A 19,429-nucleotide genomic window follows, 5' to 3' on the forward strand; every position below is an offset into this window, starting at 1 on the left:
TTCAGCTCTCCAGCCCCGCGGCTTTGGTGAATTCCTCGCGGAAGTCGTGGAACTTGCGCTCCAGCTCCGCGAACCCCTCTTCGGAAAGGGGCGTTCCAGTGATCTTCTCGAACAGCGCGAGGAATTCCTGCCGGCTGGTGTCCGGCGTGATGACGAATTTCTGAGCCGTCCGGGTGTCGCGCATTCGCTGGAACTCGGCGCGTTGCATGCCGTAGATGAACGAGCCTTCCGAGAAACGCAGCGTGCGCGGGTACAACGAGGTCACTCCGCCGACGTCGCTGTACAGCGTGAGCCATACGCTGTCGTCGAAGATCTCCGTGCGGTCGAGCGGTGGATCGGAGATCACCGCGATGTCGACCGAAGTGCACCGGCTGCGCGCGAGGAACAATCCGACGATCCCGATGGAGATCTCGTCGATCAGCCGCGCGCGGATCTTGTCGTAGTCGCCGGTCGCGCCTTCGTTGCGGAGCAGGTAACGGGCCCGCCCACTGATCGCCGAGTGCTGCCTCGGGTCGGCGACGACCGTCCGCAGCTCCCATTCCGACCTGGTCAGCAGCAGTCTGGCGGCGGCGTGCCTGCCGGAGAAGCCGCGGAAGAAGTAGTGCCTGCTTGCGCGCAGGTCGTCCATCAGCAGCCGGTTGAACTCCGGGTCGGGCTCGGCGCTCGCCTCGAAGACGTGCGTCGGGAAGAACTCGTTGTTCAGCGCACGGTATTCGGCCGACAAATCCCGCAAGGCGCGTTTGCTTTCCTCGATCAACGGGGTGACGAGCGCTTTCTGCGAAGCCGCTGCCGTGATCAACGTCTGACCAAAACCGACAATGGCCGACACCAATGTGCCGGTGCCGAGCGCGGTCACCAGGTTGCGCAAAAGGCCGGCGTCCATCGCACTGGATATCCACAGGCTACCGATCGAGATCACCAGCAGGACCGCGAGCAACAGGCCGGTCCTTGTCCAGAACATCTCCTGGATCGGATTCTTGCGGATGCCGTTGGCGTCCGCGGACACCGGGTCACCTCCTTGGCAGGCACTCGAACGGACGAATGCGAAGTGTGTCCGTTTGTGTGCGAGCAGTTACTGTACGCGAATCACGACCAAGTAGGAATCGGGAAAACGGGGGATGTTCACGTTCACGGTATGGCGCACCGCGACCGCTCAGGCACCCGATGGAACCAGTGCGTGACCCGGTTGCCTAGGGTGACGCCATGCGTATTGCTGGCAAGGTCACGATGGTTTCCGTGGCGCTGGTGGCGGCGGCCACCCTGAGCGCCTGTGCCAACTCCGAGCAGGCCTCGACGGGCACCGGAACTCCCACCCGCACCTCGACTCCGCCGCCGCCCACGAGCACCGCGCGGCCGACCGCGACGACCGGCGCCACCGCCGCGTCCGGTCCGGAGTGCACGGCCGACGACGTCAAGGTCACCGGTGACTTCGGCCAGAAGCCGACGATCACCATCCCGGCCACCTGCCAGCCGCCGAAGCAGCTGCTGAGCAAGGACCTCAAGCCGGGCACCGGCGCCGAGGCCAAGGCAGGCGGCACCGCGGCCGTGAACTACCAGCTGGTGACCTGGTCGGACAAGAAGGAAGTGGACGGCAACTTCGGCGACCAGCCCTACCCGGTCCGGCCGATCGGCCAGGCACAGGTCATCCAGGGCTGGAACGAAGGCCTCATCGGCATCAAGGCCAACGGCCGCCGCCTGCTGGTCATCCCGCCGGACAAGGCATACGGCGAGGGCGGTCAGGGCATCAAGCCGAACGAGACACTGGTCTTCGTGATCGACGCCGTGCAGGTCAGCTGAATCCCGGACACCACAAAGGCTCCTGAGCGCACCGGCGCTCAGGAGCCTTTGTATTTCACGGGATTCTTTACTCCTGGGCCGCGAGTTCAGATGGAGTTGCCCATACAAGGTGGGGCGTGATGTTGGTGCGGTTGCGGACGTACCTGAGCGCGTTGTCCGGCTCCGCCAACAGGTACTGGGTTTTGCCGTCGGCGGTTGTCATGTAGGCGTAGTCGTCGAGCGCCATACCCCAGGCTGCGATCTCCGCTTCGACCTGTTCGCCGTACTCGAGTACGACGGCGAACACCCGGGGTGCCTGGTCTGCGACCATCTCCGCGACTGCCGTGTTGAAGTCTGCGTCGTACGAGTCCGGGAGCGTGTCGGCAATGGACTGTTCGGTCGTCGGGGACATAGCTGCGCTCCAGTTGACTGATGGTTCGGTAGCGGTGCTGGGAAATGACGTGGTGAGTGACCGCTGGTCACGCATGCCGACGCTAGAAGTCCGAGACACAAGACCGAAAGAAAGTTGCGAGAAGTTGCGAGTCCACGCCTTCAGATTCACCCACCTGGGTGCCGTATGCGCGCGGTTGGCTGAGTGAGCATCTTGCTGCTACGTATGGCCTTGACGTGCCTCGAAGGCCGGATCACGATTGAACTTCGCAATCTGTCGCAATGCATCGGCCAAGGAGGTTGTCGTGCGTTTGACGTTCGTCGGCAAGGACCCTGAGTCCAACCCCACCGGCTCCCCTACCGTGTATCGCACCGATCGGGGTTCTTGGGTCGTGCAGGGTTGGGTGGTCAACGATTCCCAGGCCCTCGCCCAAATGAACATCCCTGCCGGGGAGACCTGTGTGGAGATTCCCGACCGGATGCTCCAGTTCCTGCAGCAGAGCCAGGCATGACCTCCATCACCGATGACCAGTTCGACCAACTGCTCACCAGCTTCGAGCACGAGTCGTTACACCTGGAAACACGGGACTCCTACGGAACCGCAGTCGAGTTGCCACACATGGCGAAGTGGGCTGCCAACGAGCCGGACGACCTTGAGTGGTTGCAGGGGTGGTGCGCCGCCCTGCGGGATCACAGCGCTAACGGAAGGACCGTTCGTCGAGCACGAATAGTGTCCGAACCACTCAGTGACTACCAACGCTGGTCCTATGAAATCGCATATCCGATGGTCGAAGCCGGTGAGGACATCCGATGGGTTCCTCGCAGGCTGGTGTCCTCCATCGGAATACCCGGCAACGACTACTACCTACTCGACAACCGCCTCGTGATATTCCTTGTCTATCAAGGCAACGGGCTGGCCGCCGACAAGATCACCTCTACCGACCCGGACGACATCGCCCTGTGCCGCAGTGCGTTCGAGTCCGTCTGGAAATACGCGATACCCCACAGTGAATACCAGCCCGTCTAGCGCCGCCAGACATGCCCGGCAAGCACTTGGTGCCCGTCTGCGCGAACTGCGTAAAGACGCCGGGCTCACCGCACGCGCCCTCGCTATGGCAATCGAGCAGCACTACACGCGGGTCAGCAAAATAGAAAACGGCGTGCAGGCACCCACAGACGACGACATTCGAGTCTGGTGCCAGGCCTGCGACGCCAGTGCGCAGATACCCGACCTGATCGCGACTCTGCGCAGCGTCGAGTCTGCCTACCTGGAGTTCCGCAGGCAAGCCCGCGCCGGTATGAAACGCGTCCTCGGTGCACATACACTCGCCCGGTATCAGCGCACGAACGTGTTCCGGATCTACGAGCACAACGTCATACCCGGTCTCTTCCAAACGCCGGAGTACTCCGCGGCCATGTTGAGGTTCTGGATCGAATTCCTCGGAACTGCCAACGACATCGAGGCCGCGGTAGCCATCCGGCTGGAGCGCCAACAAGTTCTCTACCGGCCGGAGAAACGATTCAACGTCGTCCTTGAGGAACAGGCCCTGCGCACCTGGTTTGGCACGGCCGACACTCAAGTCGGACAACTGGACCGGTTATTGACCCTTGCCGGAATGGCAAACATCTCTTTGGGCATCGTCCCGATGATGACCCCACGCTCCGCCGTGGGCTCCACCGGATTCTGGGTCTTCGACAACGCTCTCGTCGCCCTGGAAACGCCTACTGCGAGCATCGAAGTCACCCGACCGCAAGAAATCGACCTCTACACCCGCATGTTCAAGGTCCTGCAAGGCTCGGCGGTGTACGGCGAACCGGCGCGGGCACTCATCACCAAAGCCCTCAGCGAACTCACCTGACCAACCTGCGAACAGCTTTGCTCACCGGTTGACGAATCCGTACCGCTCAGCGGGAAGTCAGCCGGAAGACTCGGAGTTCACGGTTGGTCTTGGTCCGGTACGTGTTGTACGCGGGCCACGTTTTGACCAGGTGCGGCCAGATTTCCGTGCGCTCCTCATCGGTCAGCAGCCGGGCTTTCACCTCACGGGTGCGGCCTTTGATGTTCACCTTCGCGTCCGGGTTGGCCATCAGGTTGACCGTCCACACGGGATGTCCGGGACCGCCCCAGTTGGACCCGACGAGCAGGATGTCGTCGCCGTCGGGTACGTAAAGCAGCGAAATCTCCCGTGGCTGACCGGTTTTGCGGCCGATGACCGTCAGTGTCAGCGCGGGCATCCCGGCGATGCCGACCAGGGTGATGCGGCCCTTTGTCAGCTTCAGCAGCACCTTGTCGATGCGCACCACGGCCGGACGGATGTTGGTCAGCCATGGGCGCGCCGCGACCCAGCGCGCGATTTTGCGCATCAGCTCCATGGCCGGCCAACTTACCGCTTATGCCAGGAAGTCCCACAGCGGCATCGGGGTGAGACCGTCTTGCCGGGCGCGGTCCAGGAATGCCTGGAAGTCCTGCGTGAACGTGTGCCGGAAGTGCATCAGCACGATGTCGCCCGCTTTGAGCTTGTCACCCGACTGGAACTGCACCACGCCGTCGTTGACCGCCGCGGTCCACAGCACGATTGCCTTCATGCCGCATGACGCCACCGCTTTGCGGGTGTTGTCGTCGTAGTTGCCGAACGGTGGCCGGAACAACGTCGGGCGCTTGCCGAACGCCTGCTGGATCGCGTCGGCGTCGCCACAGATCTCGTTGCGCTGGAAGTCGTATGGCTTGCCGCGCAGATTGGGGTGGTTCATCGTGTGGTCGTTGATCTCGACACCCGCGTTCTGCAACGCGCGGAAGTAGTCCTCGTGGCCTTTGAAGTACTTCGAGTTCAAGAACAACGTCGGCCGTGCGCCCGAGTCCCTGATCATCTGCAAGGCGGCCGGGTCCTTCACCGCGCCGTCGTCCATGGTGATGAAGACGTACGGTTTGTCCGTCTGGATCTTGCGGATCACCGGCGCCATGCCGTCCGTCGAAGCAGGCGCGTTCACCACAGGATGTGTTGGCGTGTCGGGCGACGGACGGGCTTGGGCGTGCACTGTGGACGGATGGTTGACCGGTGCCGGTTGCCCCGTGCAACTGGCTGTCATGACCGCCGCCACACCGAGAACGACGGCCATGACCAGCTTCTTTGACATTCTTTACCCCTGCTTTTCCTTCCCCGCAAGGAAATTGGCCTCCTACCACAGAGGACGCCCCAGGGGTCGATCAAGTTGCGTCAGGCCCGGGTCAGGCTCCGTCACTCCTGACGATCCGGTCGTCAGCAGCCACGGGTGAACCTCGGCCGTCCCGGTTGCTGGTGGTGAAGTACAGGTTCCCGTCCGGCCCGGCGACTGGGGTCCGCAGCCGCCCGAACTGGTTCTGGTACAGCGCACGCGGCGTGCCGACGCCGGTGCTGGTCACCGGGATCAGCCACATCCGCTGGCCACGCAGCCCCGCCATGTAGAGACTGTTCTTGTAGAAGGCGATGCCGCTCGGGGAAGCCTGCGACGTCGACCACGTCGCCAACGGGTCCACGAAGTTCGGGTTGTTGCAGCGTCCCTCACAGGTCGGCCAGCCGTAGTTGGCCCCCGACGTGATCTGGTTGAGCTCGTCGAACGTGTTCTGGCCGAGCTCGGATGAGAACAGCCTGCCGTCGGTCGACCAGGTCAGGCCTTGGACGTTGCGGTGCCCAAGTGAGTACACGAGCGAGTTGAACGGGTTGCCGGGCGCCGCGCCACCCTCCGGCGTCATCCGCAGGATCTTGCCCGCGAGCGACGCTCGGTTCTGCGCGTTGGACGTGTTGCCTGCGTCACCCGTGCCCGCGTACAGCAGGCCGTCAGGACCGAACGCGAGCCGTCCGCCGTTGTGGATGTTGGCCTTCGGGATCCCGGTCACGATCGGCTGGGGCGCCTGCCCGAGCACAACGCGCGCGATCCGGTTGTCCGACGCGGTCGTGTAGTAGATGAACACGGTCCGGTTCTGCTCGAACTGCGGGGACACCGCGAGGCCGAGCAGGCCGCCTTCACCCTGCGCGCTGACGCCGGGGACCGTCTGGACGTCGGTCACGGTGCCGTTGCGCAGCTGCCGGATCTTGGCCGTGTTGCGTTCGGTGAACAGGGCGCTGCCGTCGGGCAGGAAGCCCAGTCCCCACGGCACCGCCAGCTGCGAGGCCACGACGGTCGTCGCTGCCTGTGCCGGCACCGCGGAAACAGAAAGCCCAGTCAGCGCCACAGCGGCGATGACCAGGCCAGTATGAACCTTCATTGGTGCTGTCCTCCTTGACTGCAGGGTCAGAGGTGCAGACCAAATAATGTCGTAACCGTCACACTGTTTGGGAACAGGAAACGAGATAAATCAGAAAACGCTGGTCACCGGCAGACCGATCGCGGAATCGACCGCGACCATCACGAACACCGCGCACAAATACGTGTTCGAGAGGTGGAACACCTTCATCGGGTTCGTCTCGCCACCACGCCGGTACACGTTGTGCAGCTTGTGCACCGCGGCGAGGAAGATCGCGCCGAGGACCACCGCGGACACCGCGTAGATCCAGCTGGTCGCGGGCACGAGCAACAGCCCGCACAGCACCATCGCCCACGAGTAGAGCACGATCCGGAACGACACCTGACGCGGCGTGGCCACCGCGGGCAGCATCGGCACGCCTGCCCTGGCGTAGTCGTCGCGGAACTTCATCGCCAGTGCCCACGAGTGCGGCGGCGTCCAGAAGAAGATCACGCCGAACAGGACGAACGCGGGCCAGCCCACGTCACCGGTGACCGCCGCCCAGCCGATCACCACCGGCATGCATCCCGCGATGCCACCCCAGACGATGTTCTGTGACGTGCGCCGCTTGAGCAGCATCGTGTACACGAAGACGTAGAACAGGATCGCGCCGACACACAGCACCGCGGCCACCCAGTTCGTGGTCAGCCACAGGAAACCGCAGGACAACACGCCCAGGATCACGCCGAAGATCAACGCGTTGCGGACCGGAACCTCGTGCTTGACCAGCGGCCTCGCGCTCGTGCGTTTCATCACCGCGTCGATGTCGGCATCGACGACGCAGTTCAGCGCGCCCGCGCTGCCCGCGGCCAGCGTGCCGCCGACCATGGTGGCAAGTACCAGCCAAGGTGATGGGATCCCTCGCTGCGCCAGCAGCATTGCCGGGATCGTGGTGACGAGCAACTGCTCGATGATGCGCGGCTTGGTCAGCGCGACATATGCGCGGACGACATCCTTGATCGTGCGTCGCGGAGCGGTGGTGGGTGCGTCAGCGGTGATGCTCACGGCGCTCCCTGCGCGAGGCACACCGACGACATGTCGCTCCTTGAAAGTGGTTGGAAAACCGTTCGGGTACGGATCGGAATAGTAGACGGGCTACATACAGGGACCTGCGGCGGGTACTCCTCAGGCGAACCTGGAAACCGTCTTGTCCGTAAATGAAGGAAGAACACACCCCTGTCCAGCCGCGTCCCGGGTCGCATCCACCGGGAGGATGACTACGCTGAGGCAAGGGACGAGGGACAACCAGCGGGAACACCGTTTCGCTATGCACAGCGTGTTCCCGCACGAGCAGGGAAAGCGAGAGCACAAGCCCGTGTCCGTAGACGACATCACCCGCCTGACCACAGCAAACGTTCCGGCTGACTGGACGGACCTCGACAAGCGGGCGGTCGACACGGCCCGCGTGCTGGCAGCCGAGGCCGTGCAGAACACCGGCAACGGGCACCCAGGCACCGCCATGAGCCTCGCACCGCTGGCGTACGCGTTGTTCCAGCGCGTCATGCGCCACGACCCGGCGGATCCGGACTGGGTCGGCCGTGACCGGTTCGTCCTCTCGGCCGGCCACTCCAGCCTCACGCTGTACCTGCAGCTGTTCCTGTCCGGTTACGGCCTGGAGATCGAGGACATCGAGCAGCTGCGCAAGTGGGGCTCCAAGACCCCTGGTCACCCGGAGCACGGCCACACCCGCGGTGTGGAGATCACCACCGGGCCGCTGGGCCAGGGCCTGGCCTCCGCGGTCGGCATGGCGATGGCCGCCCGCCGTGAGCGTGGCCTGTTCGACCCGGACGCGGCGCCCGGCGAGAGCCCGTTCGACCACCACATCTTCGTGATCGCGTCCGACGGTGACATCGAGGAGGGCGTCACCTCCGAGGCGTCCTCGCTGGCCGGGACGCAGCAGCTGGGCAACCTCACGGTGATCTACGACGACAACAAGATCTCCATCGAGGACGACACCACGATCGCGCTGTCCGAGGACACCGCAAAGCGCTACGAGGCGTACGGCTGGCACGTCCAGGTCGTCGACAGCGGCGAGAACGTCACCGGCATCCTCGAGGCCCTGGAGAAGGCCAAGGCCGAGACCGCGCGCCCGTCCTTCATCCTGCTGCGCACGATCATCGGCTTCCCCGCCCCCAACAAGATGAACACCGGCAAGGCGCACGGCGCCGCGCTGGGCCAGGACGAGGTCGACGCGGTCAAGCAGATCCTCGGCTTCCCCACCGACCAGAAGTTCTTCGTCGAGCCCGAGGTGCTCGCGCACGCGCGCGAGGTGGTCAAGCGCGGCGAGCAGGCCAAGGCGCAGTGGCAGCCGACGTTCGACGCGTGGGCCAAGGCCAACCCGGAGCGCAAGGAGCTGTTCGACCGGCTGGTGGCCGGCAAGCTGCCGGAGGGCTGGGCCGCCAAGCTGCCGTCGTGGGAGCCCGACCCGAAGGGCATCGCCACCCGCAAGGCGTCCAACGAGGTGCTCAACGCGGTGGCCGACGTGCTGCCGGAGCTGTGGGGCGGTTCGGCCGACCTGGCCGAGAGCAACAACACCACGATGAAGGGCGCGGACTCGTTCGGCCCGACGTCCATCGCCACCAAGGAGTGGAACGCCCAGCCGTACGGCCGGACGCTGCACTTCGGTGTGCGTGAGCACGCGATGGGCTCGATCCTCAACGGCATCGCGCTGCACGGCCCGACCCGCCCGTACGGCGGCACGTTCCTGGTGTTCAGCGACTACATGCGGCCCGCGGTCCGGCTTGGTTCGCTGATGAAGACCTCGGCGATCTACGTCTGGACGCACGACTCGATCGGTCTCGGCGAGGACGGCCCGACGCACCAGCCGATCGAGCACCTGGCCGCGCTGCGCGCGATCCCCGGCCTGACCGTCCTGCGTCCCGGCGACGCCAACGAGACGGCGGCGGCGTGGAAGGCAGCGATCGAGCGGCCGCACGGCCCCATCGGTATCGCGCTGACCAGGCAGAACCTGCCGATCCTCGAAGGCACCGACGCGGAGGGCGTGGCCAAGGGCGGTTACGTGCTGGCCGACGCCTCCAACGGCGAGCCGAAGGTAGTGCTCATCGCCACAGGCTCGGAGCTGCAGATCGCGGCCGAGGCACGGAAGGTCCTCGAGGCCGACGGCGTTGCAACACGTGTGGTCTCGATGCCGAGTGTGGAGTGGTTCGACGCGCAGGATCAGTCGTATCGCGACCAGGTCATCCCGCCGTCGGTCCGCGCCCGGGTGTCCGTCGAGGCCGGCATCGCGCAGCCGTGGCACCGCTTCGTCGGTGACGCAGGCGAGTGCGTCTCCATTGAGCACTACGGCGCGTCCGCCGATTACCAGACTTTGTTCCGCGAGTTCGGTTTCACGACCGAGGCCGTTGTCGACGCGGCACGGCGCTCGCTCCAGCGAGTGGAGGAAGGCAAGTGAGCAACCAGAAACTGACCGCGCTGACCGGATCCGGCGTTTCCATCTGGCTGGACGACCTGTCCAGGGAGCGCCTGAACACCGGCAACCTGGCCGAATTGATCCGGGACTGGAACGTCACCGGGGTCACGACCAACCCGACGATCTTCGCCAACGCCCTGAGCAAGGGTGAGGCGTACGACGAGCAGGTACGCGAACTGGCGGCACGTGGCGCGGACGTGGACGCGACCGTCCGCGAGATCACCACGACCGACGTGCGCAACGCCGCCGACGTGTTCCGTGACGTCTACACCGCCACCAACGGCCTGGACGGCCGAGTGTCCATTGAGGTCGACCCGCGGCTGGCGCACGACACGGACCGCACCATCGCCGAGGCGCAGGACCTGTGGAAGACGGTCGACCGGCCGAACCTGATGGTCAAGATCCCGGCTACGGTCGCCGGTCTGCCCGCGATCACCAAGACGCTGGCCGAGGGCATCAACGTGAACGTCACGCTGATCTTCTCGATTGAGCGCTACCAGGCCGTGATGGACGCCTTCATCGAGGGCGTCGAGCAGGCCAAGGCCAACGGGCACGACATCTCCCAGCTGCACTCGGTCGCGTCGTTCTTCGTGTCCCGTGTGGACACCGAGATCGACAAGCGGCTCGACAAGCTGGGCACCGAGGACGCCAAGGCGCTGCGCGGCCAGGCCGCGATCGCCAACGCGCGGCTGGCCTACCAGGCCTACCTTGACGCGTTCGGCACCGACCGCTGGAAGGCGCTTGCCGACGCGGGCGCGAACGCGCAGCGTCCACTGTGGGCGTCCACCGGCGTGAAGGACCCGTCCTACCCGGACACCCAGTACGTCGACGAGCTGGTCGCGCCGAACACGGTCAACACCATGCCGGAGAAGACCCTGCACGCGGTGGCCGACCACGGCAAGATCGAGGGCGACAAGGTCACCGGACGGGCTGAGGAGGCGCAGGAGGTCTTCGACGCGCTGAGCGACTTGGGCATCGACCTTGACGACGTGTTCAAGGTGCTCGAGGACGAAGGCGTGGACAAGTTCGAGAAGTCCTGGACCGAGCTGCTCGAGACGGTGTCCGGCCAACTGGACAAGGCAAAGGGCTGACGACCTAGATGATCGAGATCTCCGTCGACATCGTCGACGACAAGCTCGCGGAGGAGACCGCGACGCTGGTCGAGACGCTGGTGGCCGACAAGGTCGCCAGCAAGATCGCGGCACAGGACCCGACGCTGTGGGGTCCGGACGCGGAGTCCGAGTCGGCGATCCGGCTCGGCTGGACCCAGTTGCACGAGACCTCCCGGCCGCTGCTCGCGCAGATCGACGCCCTGCGCGCCGAACTGCACGCGGACGGCGTCGATCGGGTCGTGCTCGCCGGGATGGGCGGGTCGTCGCTGGCCCCCGAGGTGATCACAGCGACCGCGGGCGTTCCGCTTGTCGTCCTGGACACCACCGACCCGGCACAGGTCGCCGACGCACTGGCGGGTGACCTGACGCGGACCGTGCTCGTGGTGTCCTCGAAGTCCGGCGGGACGGTCGAGACCGACAGCCACCGCCGGATCTTCGAGAAGGCGTTCACCGCGCAGGGCATCGACGCCGCGTCCCGCATCGTCGTGGTCACCGACCCCGGCTCGCCGCTGGAGAAGCTGGCCACCGACGCGGGCTACCGCAAGGTGTTCCTCGCCGACCCGAACGTCGGCGGGCGCTACTCCGCGCTGACCGCCTTCGGCCTGGTTCCGTCGGGCCTGGCCGGTGCGGACATCGCGACGCTGCTGGACGAGGCCTCGGCCGCGGCGGCGGTGCTGTCCAAGGACGAGGACACCAACGCCGGGCTGGTGCTGGGCGCCGCGTTGGGCGTGCGGCACTCGGAAGGTGCCGAGAAGGTCGTCTTCGCCAACACCGACACCAGCGTGAAGGGCTTCCCCGACTGGGTGGAGCAGCTGATCGCGGAGTCGACCGGCAAGCAGGGCACGGGTTTGCTGCCCGTCGCCACCGAAGGAACCGACGCGCCGGGCTTCGCCGACGCTGGTGACGACGCGACCGCGACCGCGATCGGAACGCCTTCGGGCGCGGCTCGCGTGTCGACTTCGGGCTCGCTGGGCGGCCTGTTCCTGTTGTGGGAGTACGCGACCGCGGTCGCCGGCCGGTTGCTCGGCATCAACCCGTTCGACCAGCCGGACGTCGAGGCGGCCAAGAAGGCCGCGCGGGCACTGCTCGACCAGCCGCCAGGATCGGACTCCGGCGAGAAACCGTCGCTTGTGGACGGTCCGGTCGAGGTCTACGGCGGTTCCGGCGAGTCGCTTGTGGACGTTCTTCGGTCGTTCGTCGCATCGACGCCGGAGTTCGGTTACATCTCGGTCCAGGCGTACCTGGACCGGTTGGACGACGCCTCGGCGGCCCTGCTCAGGCCCGAACTGGCCAGGCGCACAGGTCTGCAGACGACATTCGGTTGGGGGCCGAGGTTCCTGCACTCGACCGGGCAGTACCACAAGGGCGGCCACCAGAACGGGGTCTTCCTGCAGATCACCGGCGCGGTCGAGGACGACCTCGAAGTGCCTGACCGGCCGTACACGCTCGGTGTGTTGCAGCGCGCGCAGGCGTTGGGCGACGGCCAGGTGCTCAAAGAGCACGGTCGTCCGGTGCTGCGGCTGCACCTGACCGACCGGGCGGCTGGCCTTGCCCACCTCGTGAAAGCCGTGCAGGAGGTAGAACGGCCGTGAGCACATGGCAGAACCCGCTACGCGACGAGCGGGACAAGCGGCTGCCGCGCATCGCCGGTCCGTGTGGCCTGGTGATCTTCGGAGTCACCGGAGACCTGTCGCGCAAGAAACTGATGCCCGCGATCTACGACCTGGCCAACCGCGGCCTGTTGCCGCCGGGCTTCGCGCTGACCGGCTTCGCCCGCCGTGAGTGGGAGAACGAGGACTTCGCGCAGGTCGTCTACGACGCGGTCAAGGAGCACGCGCGGACCCCGTTCCGCCAGGAGGTCTGGGACCGGCTGGCCGAGGGAATCCGGTTCGTGCAGGGCTCGTTCGACGACGACGAGGCGTTCGACCGGCTCGCCGAGACCGTCCGTCAGCTCGACGACGAACGCGGCACGGGCGGCAACCACGCGTTCTACCTGTCGATCCCGCCTGCGGCGTTCCCCGTGGTGTGCAAGCAACTCGCGCGCTCCGGACTGGCCCACCAGGACGGTGAGAGCTGGCGCCGGGTGGTGATCGAGAAGCCGTTCGGGCACGACCTGGAGAGCGCGCGTGAGCTCAACCAGATCGTCAACGAGGTCTTCCCCGAGGAGTCGGTGTTCCGCATCGACCACTACCTCGGCAAGGAGACCGTGCAGAACATCCTGGCGCTGCGGTTCGCCAACCAGCTCTACGAGCCCATCTGGAACGCCAACTACGTCGACCACGTGCAGATCACCATGGCCGAGGACATCGGCCTCGGCGGCCGCGCGGGGTACTACGACGGCATCGGCGCGGCACGTGACGTCATCCAGAACCACTTGCTGCAGCTGATGGCGTTCACCACGATCGAGGACCCGGTGTCGTTCTCGCCGCAGTCGCTGCGCACCGAGCGGATCAAGGTCCTGTCGGCGACCAAGCCGGCCGAGCCGTTCGCCGAGACGACCGCACGCGGCCAGTACACCGGCGGCTGGCAGGGCGGCAAGAAGGTACCCGGCCTGCTGGAGGAGGAAGGCTTCCCTCCGGACTCCAAGACCGAGACCTTCGCCGCGATCACCCTCGAGGTGAACACCCGGCGCTGGGCAGGCGTGCCGTTCTACCTGCGCACCGGCAAGCGGCTGGGCCGCAGGGTCACCGAGATCGCGGTGATGTTCAAGCGCGCGCCGCACCTGCCGTTCGACCAGACCTCCACCGAGGAACTCGGCCAGAACGCGGTGGTCATCCGGATCCAGCCGGACGAGGGCATCACCATCCGGTTCGGCTCCAAGGTGCCGGGCTCGACGATGGAGGTCCGCGACGTCACGATGGACTTCAGCTACGGCAGGGCGTTCACCGAGTCGTCGCCGGAGGCCTACGAGCGGCTGATCCTCGACGTGCTGCTCGGCGAGCCGTCGCTGTTCCCGGTGGCCGACGAGATCGAGCGGTCGTGGGAGATCCTCGACCCGATCCTGGAGCACTGGGCCCAGCAGGGCAGGCCGGACCCGTACGCGCCGGGTGAGTGGGGCCCGCCGTCGGCCGAGAAGATGCTCGACCGCACCGGCCGCACCTGGAGGCACCCGTGATCATCGACATGCCCACGACGAACACGGCGAAGGTGAACGCCAAGATCGTCGAGCTCCGTCAGCAGGGCGGCGCGGTCGCGCTGGGCCGCGTGCTCACGCTCGTGATCGTCACCGACGACGGGGAGAAGACCGAGGAAGCGATCGAGGCGGCCAACGAGGCCAGCCGTGAGCACCCGTGCCGCGTGATCGTGGTGGCCAAGGGCGCCCGCGAGGCCGCGCCGCGCCTGGACGCGCAGATCCGCGTCGGCGGTGACGCGGGCGCGTCCGAGGTCGTCGTCCTGCGGATCTACGGCGAGCTCGTCGAACACGGCGAGACGTGCGTGATCCCGTTGCTGCTGCCGGACGCACCGGTGGTGGCGTGGTGGCCGTTCGAGTCACCGGAGAAACCGGCCGAGGACCCGATCGGCCAGCTGGCGCACCGCCGGATCACCGACGCGGCAACGGACAAGGACCCCGTACGGGCGCTGGAGCACCGTCGGTCCACCTATTCGGACGGCGACACCGACCTCGCGTGGACACGGCTTACCCAGTGGCGCGCCTACCTGGCCGCGGCACTGGACTTGCCGCCGTACGAGGAGATCACCGGCGCGACCGTCGCGGGTGCGACCGATTCGCCGTCGACGGACCTGCTGGCCGGTTGGCTGGCGGCGTACCTGAAGATCCCGGTCCGCCGGGTGCCGCCGGAGAAGAACGCGCCGGGCATCAACTCTGTTGTGCTGGAACGCAAATCCGGCCCGGTCTCGTTGACGCGGCCGGACGGCAAGGTCGGCATCCTGCGCCAGCCCGGTCAGCCCGACCGCCGCGTGGCGCTGGCGCGCCGCAACGTGAAGGACTGCCTGGTGGAAGAGCTGCGCAGGCTCGACCCCGACGAGATCTACGAGGCCACGCTGCAGGGCCTCGCCCAGGTGAACGTCAACACCGAAGAGCCAGTGTCAGCCGATGCCTGATTGGTGAGAGCCGGTGGGGTGTCCGCCCCACCGGCTTTCTGTTGCCTGCTTGGACTGTGCGATCCGGGCCCGCTGCCGGCCGTTGGCCGGCACCACGACGAAGATCATCACCAGCGCGAACAACACCAGGAACACGCTGCTCCAGCCAGGAGTGCGGCCGTCGACCAAGGCCAGGATTCCCCCTGTCGCGCCCAGCGCGAACATCAGCCCGAACACGATCCGCAGCCACATATGCGAGAACGGGACTGCGAGAATGGCGCTCGCCTGCTCGACCAACGGGCGCGCCAGTTCGGGGTCGTCCATCGGTTCGCCACGGCGCATGGTCCGCAAGACGCGTTTGCGTTGAACGCGATCGAGTCCTTTGAACGCTCTGGATCCCCACAGATTCCGCATGAGCGCGGCCATCACGCCACCGTAGGCCACGCCGCCGATCACACCGGCCCAGATGTCGTCGTTGAGATACCACATCGCCGCGCCGAACAGCAGGCCCGTCAACAACCCCATCCCGACGACACGCGCAATACGCGACACACCATCACTCCTCTGCGGACAGTCTGTTCTCCGTCACGGACAACGATTCGCGAACCCGCGTCCGTGTCCTGCCGATCAACGAGCACAGCGGCCCGACCACGTAGGGCATCACGGGCCTCGCAGGGCTTCGGTCTTGCGTACCGAGCGGGCGACCCGATCACGCTGCCGATGGCTGAACGGCATGAACACGAGTTCCGCCACCAACGCGATCCCCAGGAACGGCAAGCCATACGTGACACCGCGATCGACGTCTATCAGCCCGAACACCGCTGCTGCCACCATACCGACAAGCACCAGCCCCAACACGGCACTGATGGCTTTCGGCGCGATCGGCGCCGCGAGAATCGCTTTGCCGTAATCGATCAGCGCGGGTGCCAACTTCGGATCGTCCATCGGCATTCCGCTGCGCAACGCGCGACGCACCCGTTTGCGCTGCTTCGCACCGAGCCGGGACATCGCAGGCGAACCCCAGACATGCCGGAGCACCACGGCCACACCCAAGCCATAGCCGACACCACCCACCACACCGGCCCACACGCCGTTGGTCAGCCCGAAAACGAGACCAACCACAACGCCGACCAGCAACCCCAACCCCATGACCCGCTTCATCACGAGTCATTCCCTTGTAGACGGTCCTCGGTCAGCCGCAACGACTGCTCGACCAAGCCACGCCTGCTCCCGCTGAGCCACACGTATGTGAGGAACAGCAAGGCGAGCAAGAACAACGGCATGCCGACCACCAGGCTCCGCAGACCGAGTTGCGGAATGGCGAAGCCCGTAGCCACGGCACCGAATGCGAAAAACACGCCGGCGACGATCAGGCTGCCCTTTGGCATCACCGGGTTCGCGAGAATGTCGTTGGCGCGTTCGACCAACGCGGGCGCGAGTTTCGGATCGTCCACCGGTTCGCCGCGCCTCAGCCTGCGTCGAATCTCCTGTCGTTGCCGCTGGTTCAGGTCATCCATCGCCGACGAGTCCCGGTCCATGAGACCGAGGATCACGGCGCCGATGCCCCAGATCACGCCGTTCACGATCCCGGCCACGACATCGTCCCGCACCAAGCCGTACACCACACCCGCCAGCACGGCGACGACCGAGGCAGCTACGAGTAATCGGCCAATGCGCCTTGCCATAGTCCCTCCTAGGGCAAGGGGTACCCACAAATCGGCTACAAGCTCGCCTAGTTCCCCGCACTGACCGGCAAGCCCGATCCGCGATCACGACTGAGGCGGTCTGCACTTCACCGTTGTTCACCCGCCGATGCCTGGCCCCACACCGCTTCGGTCGCTTGCTTCGACTGTGCGACCCGTTCCCGCCTACGGACACCCGCCGGAACCATGACGAAGATCCAGAACAGGCCGGCTCCGGCCATCACCGGCCTATGCCATGACCAGACCTGTGAACGTTCGCTCTGGGCGATCCCCGGAATTGTTCGTCGATCGACGTAGTTGAGCTGATCAGACTCAATCTTCTTTGTAGAGGGTGTGACAGCCGTGAGCGAGACGTTGAACCTCCCCGTTCTGCCGCTGGATGACGTCGTCGTGCTGCCCGGGATGGTTGTGCCGGTCCGGCTCGCCGAGGCCGAGGCCAGGGCCGCGATCGACGCGGCGCAGGCAGCGGGCCAGTCGAAGATATTGCTGGTCCCCAGGCTGGACGGGAAGTACGCCAAGGCAGGCACGATCGGCGAGATCGAGCAGATCGGCCGCTTGCCCGGCGGGCAGAAGGCCGCCGTGGTCCGCAGCATCTCCCGCGCCAGGATCGGTGCCGCGACCAGCGGGCCGGGTGCCGCGCTGTGGGTCGAGGCCACCGAACTCGACGACTTCGCGGACGAGCGGGCGCGCGAGCTGGCCAAGGAGTACAAGAGCCTGGTCACCGCCATCCTGCAGCGCCGCGGCGCCTGGCAGGTCGTCGACCAGGTCGCCCAGGTGAACGACCCGGCGCAGCTGGCCGACCTGGCCGGGTACGCGCCGTACCTCACCGAGGAGCAGAAGCTGTGGCTGCTGGAGACGCCGAACGTGACCGAGCGGCTGGACAAGCTCGTCACCTGGGCCCAGGAGCACATCGCCGAGCTCGACGTCGCCGAGACGATCAACAAGGACGTCAAGGAAGGCGTCGAGAAGCAGCAGCGCGAGTTCCTGCTGCGCCAGCAGCTGGCCGCGATCCGCAAGGAACTGGCCGAGCTGGACGGCAAGCCGGCGTCCGAGGAGCAGGACTACCGGGCCCGGGTCGAAGAGGCCGACCTGCCCGAGCACGTCGAGAAGGCCGCGCTGGCCGAGGTGGACAAGCTGGAGCGGACCTCGGAGCAGTCCCCCGAGGTCGGCTGGATCCGGACTTGGCTGGACACCGTTCTGGACATGCCGTGGAACAACCGGACCGAGGACAGCTACGACATCAAGGGCGCGCGTGCGGTGCTGGACGCCGACCACGCGGGCTTGGATGACGTCAAGGAACGCATCATCGAGTACTTGGCGGTTCGTCGTCGCCGGGCCGACCGTGGCCTGGGTGTCGTCGGCGGACGGCGCAGCGGTGCCGTGCTGGCGCTCGTCGGCCCGCCTGGTGTCGGTAAGACGTCGCTGGGTGAGTCCGTCGCGCGGGCGATGGGTCGTGAGTTCGTGCGGGTTGCCCTCGGTGGCGTCCGCGACGAAGCGGAGATCCGTGGTCACCGCCGGACGTACGTCGGCGCGCTGCCCGGCCGGATCGTCCGTGCCATCAAGGAAGCCGGTTCGATGAACCCGGTCGTCCTGCTCGACGAGATCGACAAGGTCGGCGCGGACTACCGGGGCGACCCGACCGCCGCGTTGCTCGAGGTGCTGGACCCGGCGCAGAACCACACGTTCCGCGACCACTACCTCGAGGTCGAGCTGGATCTGTCCGACGTGGTGTTCCTGGCCACGGCGAACGTGCTGGAGTCCATCCCCGGCCCGTTGCTGGACCGCATGGAACTGGTGCAGCTGGACGGCTACACCGAGGAGGAGAAGGTCGTCATCGCTCGTGACCACTTGCTCCCCCGGCAGCTGGACCGGGCGGGCTTGACCGCCGAGGACGTGACGTTCCAGGACAACGCGCTGCGCCTGCTGGCGGCCGAGTACACCCGCGAGGCGGGCGTCCGGCAACTGGAGCGCGGGATCGCGCGGGTACTGCGCAAGGTGACCACCAAGCTGGCGCTCGGCGAGGACCTGAAGTCCGTGCGCATCGAGGCCAAGGACTTGAAGGAGTACCTGGGCAGCCCGAAGTTCAAGCCGGAGTCGGGCGAGCGGACGTCCGTTCCCGGTGTGGCGACGGGTCTCGCGGTGACTGGCGTCGGCGGTGACGTGCTGTTCGTCGAGGCTTCCTTGGCGGACAAGGAGACCGGGCACACCGGCGTGACGCTGACCGGACAACTGGGCGACGTCATGAAGGAGTCCGCGCAGATCGCCCTGTCGTACCTGCGGTCTCGGGGCGCGGAGCTGGAGCTGCCGGTCGGTGACCTGTCCGAGCGGAACATCCACATCCACGTTCCGGCCGGCGCGGTCCCGAAGGACGGCCCGAGCGCCGGCGTCACGATGACGACCGCGTTGGCGTCGCTGCTGTCCGGGCGGCCGGTGCGGTCCGAGGTCGCGATGACCGGTGAGGTGTCGTTGACCGGCCGGGTTCTGCCGATCGGTGGCGTGAAGCAGAAGCTGCTCGCCGCCCACCGGATGGGCCTGACCACGATCCTGCTGCCGAAGCGCAACGAGCCGGATCTGGAGGACGTGCCGGAGACCGTGCTGAAGGAGCTGACCGTGCACTTGGTCAGCGACGTCCGCGAAGTGCTGAACCTGGCACTGGAGCCGGCCACTTCCGAAGCCGCTCTCGCCGCCTGACCAGCGCATACAAAAGCCACCCTGG

General features: G+C 66.4%; 20 protein-coding genes. 10 read left to right on the forward strand and 10 right to left on the reverse strand.

The window, feature by feature from the left end; genetic code table 11:
- Window position 1 precedes the first annotated feature (1 nt).
- Window positions 2–961 carry a hypothetical protein gene (locus B9C43_RS34405; protein ID WP_051896250.1) on the reverse strand — a complete coding sequence of 320 codons (960 nt, stop codon included), beginning with the start codon at window positions 959–961 and terminating at the stop codon, window positions 2–4.
- 242 nt (window positions 962–1,203) lie between these two features.
- Between B9C43_RS34405 and B9C43_RS34410 the strand changes: the two genes are divergently transcribed.
- Window positions 1,204–1,797, forward strand: a complete 594-nt coding sequence (locus tag B9C43_RS34410; protein WP_033385765.1) for an FKBP-type peptidyl-prolyl cis-trans isomerase — start codon at window positions 1,204–1,206, stop codon at window positions 1,795–1,797.
- 67 nt (window positions 1,798–1,864) lie between these two features.
- Here B9C43_RS34410 and B9C43_RS34415 read toward each other — a convergent pair whose 3' ends face one another.
- Window positions 1,865–2,188, reverse strand: coding sequence for a hypothetical protein (locus B9C43_RS34415; protein WP_084430942.1), 324 nt, complete (start codon window positions 2,186–2,188; stop codon window positions 1,865–1,867).
- 283 nt (window positions 2,189–2,471) lie between these two features.
- On the opposite strand from B9C43_RS34415, the gene B9C43_RS34420 reads away from it, so the two are divergent.
- The 3 genes from B9C43_RS34420 to B9C43_RS34430 are packed head-to-tail and all read left to right on the forward strand — an operon-like array spanning window position 2,472 to window position 4,025.
- The gene (locus tag B9C43_RS34420; RefSeq protein WP_084430943.1) at window positions 2,472–2,678 is read left to right on the forward strand and encodes a hypothetical protein; all 207 of its coding nucleotides are present in this window, start codon (window positions 2,472–2,474) and stop codon (window positions 2,676–2,678) included.
- Window positions 2,675–3,193 carry a DUF6879 family protein gene (locus B9C43_RS34425; protein WP_084430944.1) on the forward strand — a complete coding sequence of 173 codons (519 nt, stop codon included), beginning with the start codon at window positions 2,675–2,677 and terminating at the stop codon, window positions 3,191–3,193. The genes B9C43_RS34420 and B9C43_RS34425 overlap by 4 nt, the downstream gene beginning before the upstream one ends.
- On the forward strand, window positions 3,174–4,025 hold the full coding sequence (locus tag B9C43_RS34430; RefSeq protein ID WP_084430945.1) for a helix-turn-helix domain-containing protein: 852 nt from the start codon (window positions 3,174–3,176) through the stop codon (window positions 4,023–4,025). Before B9C43_RS34425 ends, B9C43_RS34430 begins: the two co-directional genes overlap by 20 nt.
- A 46-nt stretch (window positions 4,026–4,071) precedes the next feature.
- Here the strand turns inward: B9C43_RS34430 and B9C43_RS34435 are convergent, their stop codons facing one another.
- From B9C43_RS34435 to B9C43_RS34450, 4 genes are all read right to left on the reverse strand, one after another.
- Window positions 4,072–4,530, reverse strand: a complete 459-nt coding sequence (locus tag B9C43_RS34435) for a nitroreductase family deazaflavin-dependent oxidoreductase (protein ID WP_033385809.1) — start codon at window positions 4,528–4,530, stop codon at window positions 4,072–4,074.
- Window positions 4,531–4,557: 27 nt separating this feature from the next.
- On the reverse strand, window positions 4,558–5,301 hold the full coding sequence (locus tag B9C43_RS34440; protein ID WP_084430946.1) for a polysaccharide deacetylase family protein: 744 nt from the start codon (window positions 5,299–5,301) through the stop codon (window positions 4,558–4,560).
- Window positions 5,302–5,392: 91 nt separating this feature from the next.
- Window positions 5,393–6,409 carry a PQQ-dependent sugar dehydrogenase gene (locus tag B9C43_RS34445; RefSeq protein ID WP_084430947.1) on the reverse strand — a complete coding sequence of 339 codons (1,017 nt, stop codon included), beginning with the start codon at window positions 6,407–6,409 and terminating at the stop codon, window positions 5,393–5,395.
- A 90-nt stretch (window positions 6,410–6,499) separates the two neighbouring features.
- A complete protein-coding gene (locus B9C43_RS34450) occupies window positions 6,500–7,432 on the reverse strand; it encodes a heme o synthase (RefSeq protein ID WP_084430948.1) in 933 nt (310 codons plus the stop codon).
- Between the two features lie 262 nt (window positions 7,433–7,694).
- Between B9C43_RS34450 and tkt the strand changes: the two genes are divergently transcribed.
- The 5 genes from tkt to opcA are packed head-to-tail and all read left to right on the forward strand — an operon-like array spanning window position 7,695 to window position 15,031.
- Entirely contained in the window at window positions 7,695–9,839 is a 2,145-nt protein-coding gene (tkt, locus tag B9C43_RS34455) for a transketolase (RefSeq protein ID WP_200825821.1), read from the forward strand.
- Window positions 9,836–10,948, forward strand: coding sequence for a transaldolase (gene tal, locus B9C43_RS34460; protein ID WP_084430949.1), 1,113 nt, complete (start codon window positions 9,836–9,838; stop codon window positions 10,946–10,948). Before tkt ends, tal begins: the two co-directional genes overlap by 4 nt.
- An 8-nt stretch (window positions 10,949–10,956) precedes the next feature.
- Window positions 10,957–12,561: a glucose-6-phosphate isomerase gene (locus B9C43_RS34465; protein ID WP_084430950.1), complete on the forward strand. Its 1,605-nt coding sequence runs from the start codon at window positions 10,957–10,959 to the stop codon at window positions 12,559–12,561.
- A complete protein-coding gene (gene zwf, locus B9C43_RS34470; RefSeq protein WP_033385778.1) occupies window positions 12,558–14,084 on the forward strand; it encodes a glucose-6-phosphate dehydrogenase in 1,527 nt (508 codons plus the stop codon). The genes B9C43_RS34465 and zwf overlap by 4 nt, the downstream gene beginning before the upstream one ends.
- A complete protein-coding gene (opcA, locus tag B9C43_RS34475) occupies window positions 14,081–15,031 on the forward strand; it encodes a glucose-6-phosphate dehydrogenase assembly protein OpcA (protein ID WP_033385780.1) in 951 nt (316 codons plus the stop codon). The genes zwf and opcA overlap by 4 nt, the downstream gene beginning before the upstream one ends.
- Here the strand turns inward: opcA and B9C43_RS34480 are convergent.
- The 4 genes from B9C43_RS34480 to B9C43_RS59705 all read right to left on the reverse strand — a co-directional run bounded on the left by B9C43_RS34480 (window position 15,017) and on the right by B9C43_RS59705 (window position 16,937).
- The gene (locus B9C43_RS34480) at window positions 15,017–15,562 is read right to left on the reverse strand and encodes a hypothetical protein (protein WP_143446802.1); all 546 of its coding nucleotides are present in this window, start codon (window positions 15,560–15,562) and stop codon (window positions 15,017–15,019) included. The genes opcA and B9C43_RS34480 overlap by 15 nt on opposite strands.
- Window positions 15,563–15,670: 108 nt before the next feature.
- Entirely contained in the window at window positions 15,671–16,174 is a 504-nt protein-coding gene (locus B9C43_RS34485; RefSeq protein ID WP_143446803.1) for a hypothetical protein, read from the reverse strand.
- Window positions 16,171–16,695 (reverse strand): hypothetical protein, encoded by a 525-nt coding sequence (locus tag B9C43_RS34490; RefSeq protein ID WP_143446804.1) that lies wholly within the window; start codon window positions 16,693–16,695, stop codon window positions 16,171–16,173. Before B9C43_RS34490 ends, B9C43_RS34485 begins: the two co-directional genes overlap by 4 nt.
- A gap of 107 nt (window positions 16,696–16,802) precedes the next feature.
- Entirely contained in the window at window positions 16,803–16,937 is a 135-nt protein-coding gene (locus B9C43_RS59705) for a hypothetical protein (protein WP_268811602.1), read from the reverse strand.
- A gap of 118 nt (window positions 16,938–17,055) precedes the next feature.
- Here B9C43_RS59705 and lon point away from each other — a divergent pair, with 118 nt between their 5' ends.
- A complete protein-coding gene (gene lon / locus B9C43_RS34495; RefSeq protein WP_084431195.1) occupies window positions 17,056–19,404 on the forward strand; it encodes an endopeptidase La in 2,349 nt (782 codons plus the stop codon).
- The last annotated feature ends 25 nt before the right edge of the window (window positions 19,405–19,429 follow it).

The sequence above is a fragment of the Kibdelosporangium aridum genome (genome assembly GCF_900176515.1).
GTDB lineage: Bacteria > Actinomycetota > Actinomycetes > Mycobacteriales > Pseudonocardiaceae > Kibdelosporangium > Kibdelosporangium aridum.

Bases quoted from the DNA above. Each gene is read 5' to 3' on its own strand.
- B9C43_RS34415 (WP_084430942.1), bottom strand. From the start codon at position 2,188: ATGTCCCCGACGACCGAACAGTCCATTGCCGACACGCTCCCGGACTCG.
- B9C43_RS34490 (WP_143446804.1), bottom strand. From the start codon at position 16,695: ATGGCAAGGCGCATTGGCCGATTACTCGTAGCTGCCTCGGTCGTCGCC.
- B9C43_RS34465 (WP_084430950.1), top strand. From the start codon at position 10,957: ATGATCGAGATCTCCGTCGACATCGTCGACGACAAGCTCGCGGAGGAG.
- B9C43_RS34425 (WP_084430944.1), top strand. From the start codon at position 2,675: ATGACCTCCATCACCGATGACCAGTTCGACCAACTGCTCACCAGCTTC.
- B9C43_RS34405 (WP_051896250.1), bottom strand. From the start codon at position 961: ATGTTCTGGACAAGGACCGGCCTGTTGCTCGCGGTCCTGCTGGTGATC.
- B9C43_RS34440 (WP_084430946.1), bottom strand. From the start codon at position 5,301: ATGTCAAAGAAGCTGGTCATGGCCGTCGTTCTCGGTGTGGCGGCGGTC.
- tkt (WP_200825821.1), top strand. From the start codon at position 7,695: ATGCACAGCGTGTTCCCGCACGAGCAGGGAAAGCGAGAGCACAAGCCC.
- B9C43_RS34435 (WP_033385809.1), bottom strand. From the start codon at position 4,530: ATGCGCAAAATCGCGCGCTGGGTCGCGGCGCGCCCATGGCTGACCAAC.
- B9C43_RS34445 (WP_084430947.1), bottom strand. From the start codon at position 6,409: ATGAAGGTTCATACTGGCCTGGTCATCGCCGCTGTGGCGCTGACTGGG.
- B9C43_RS34410 (WP_033385765.1), top strand. From the start codon at position 1,204: ATGCGTATTGCTGGCAAGGTCACGATGGTTTCCGTGGCGCTGGTGGCG.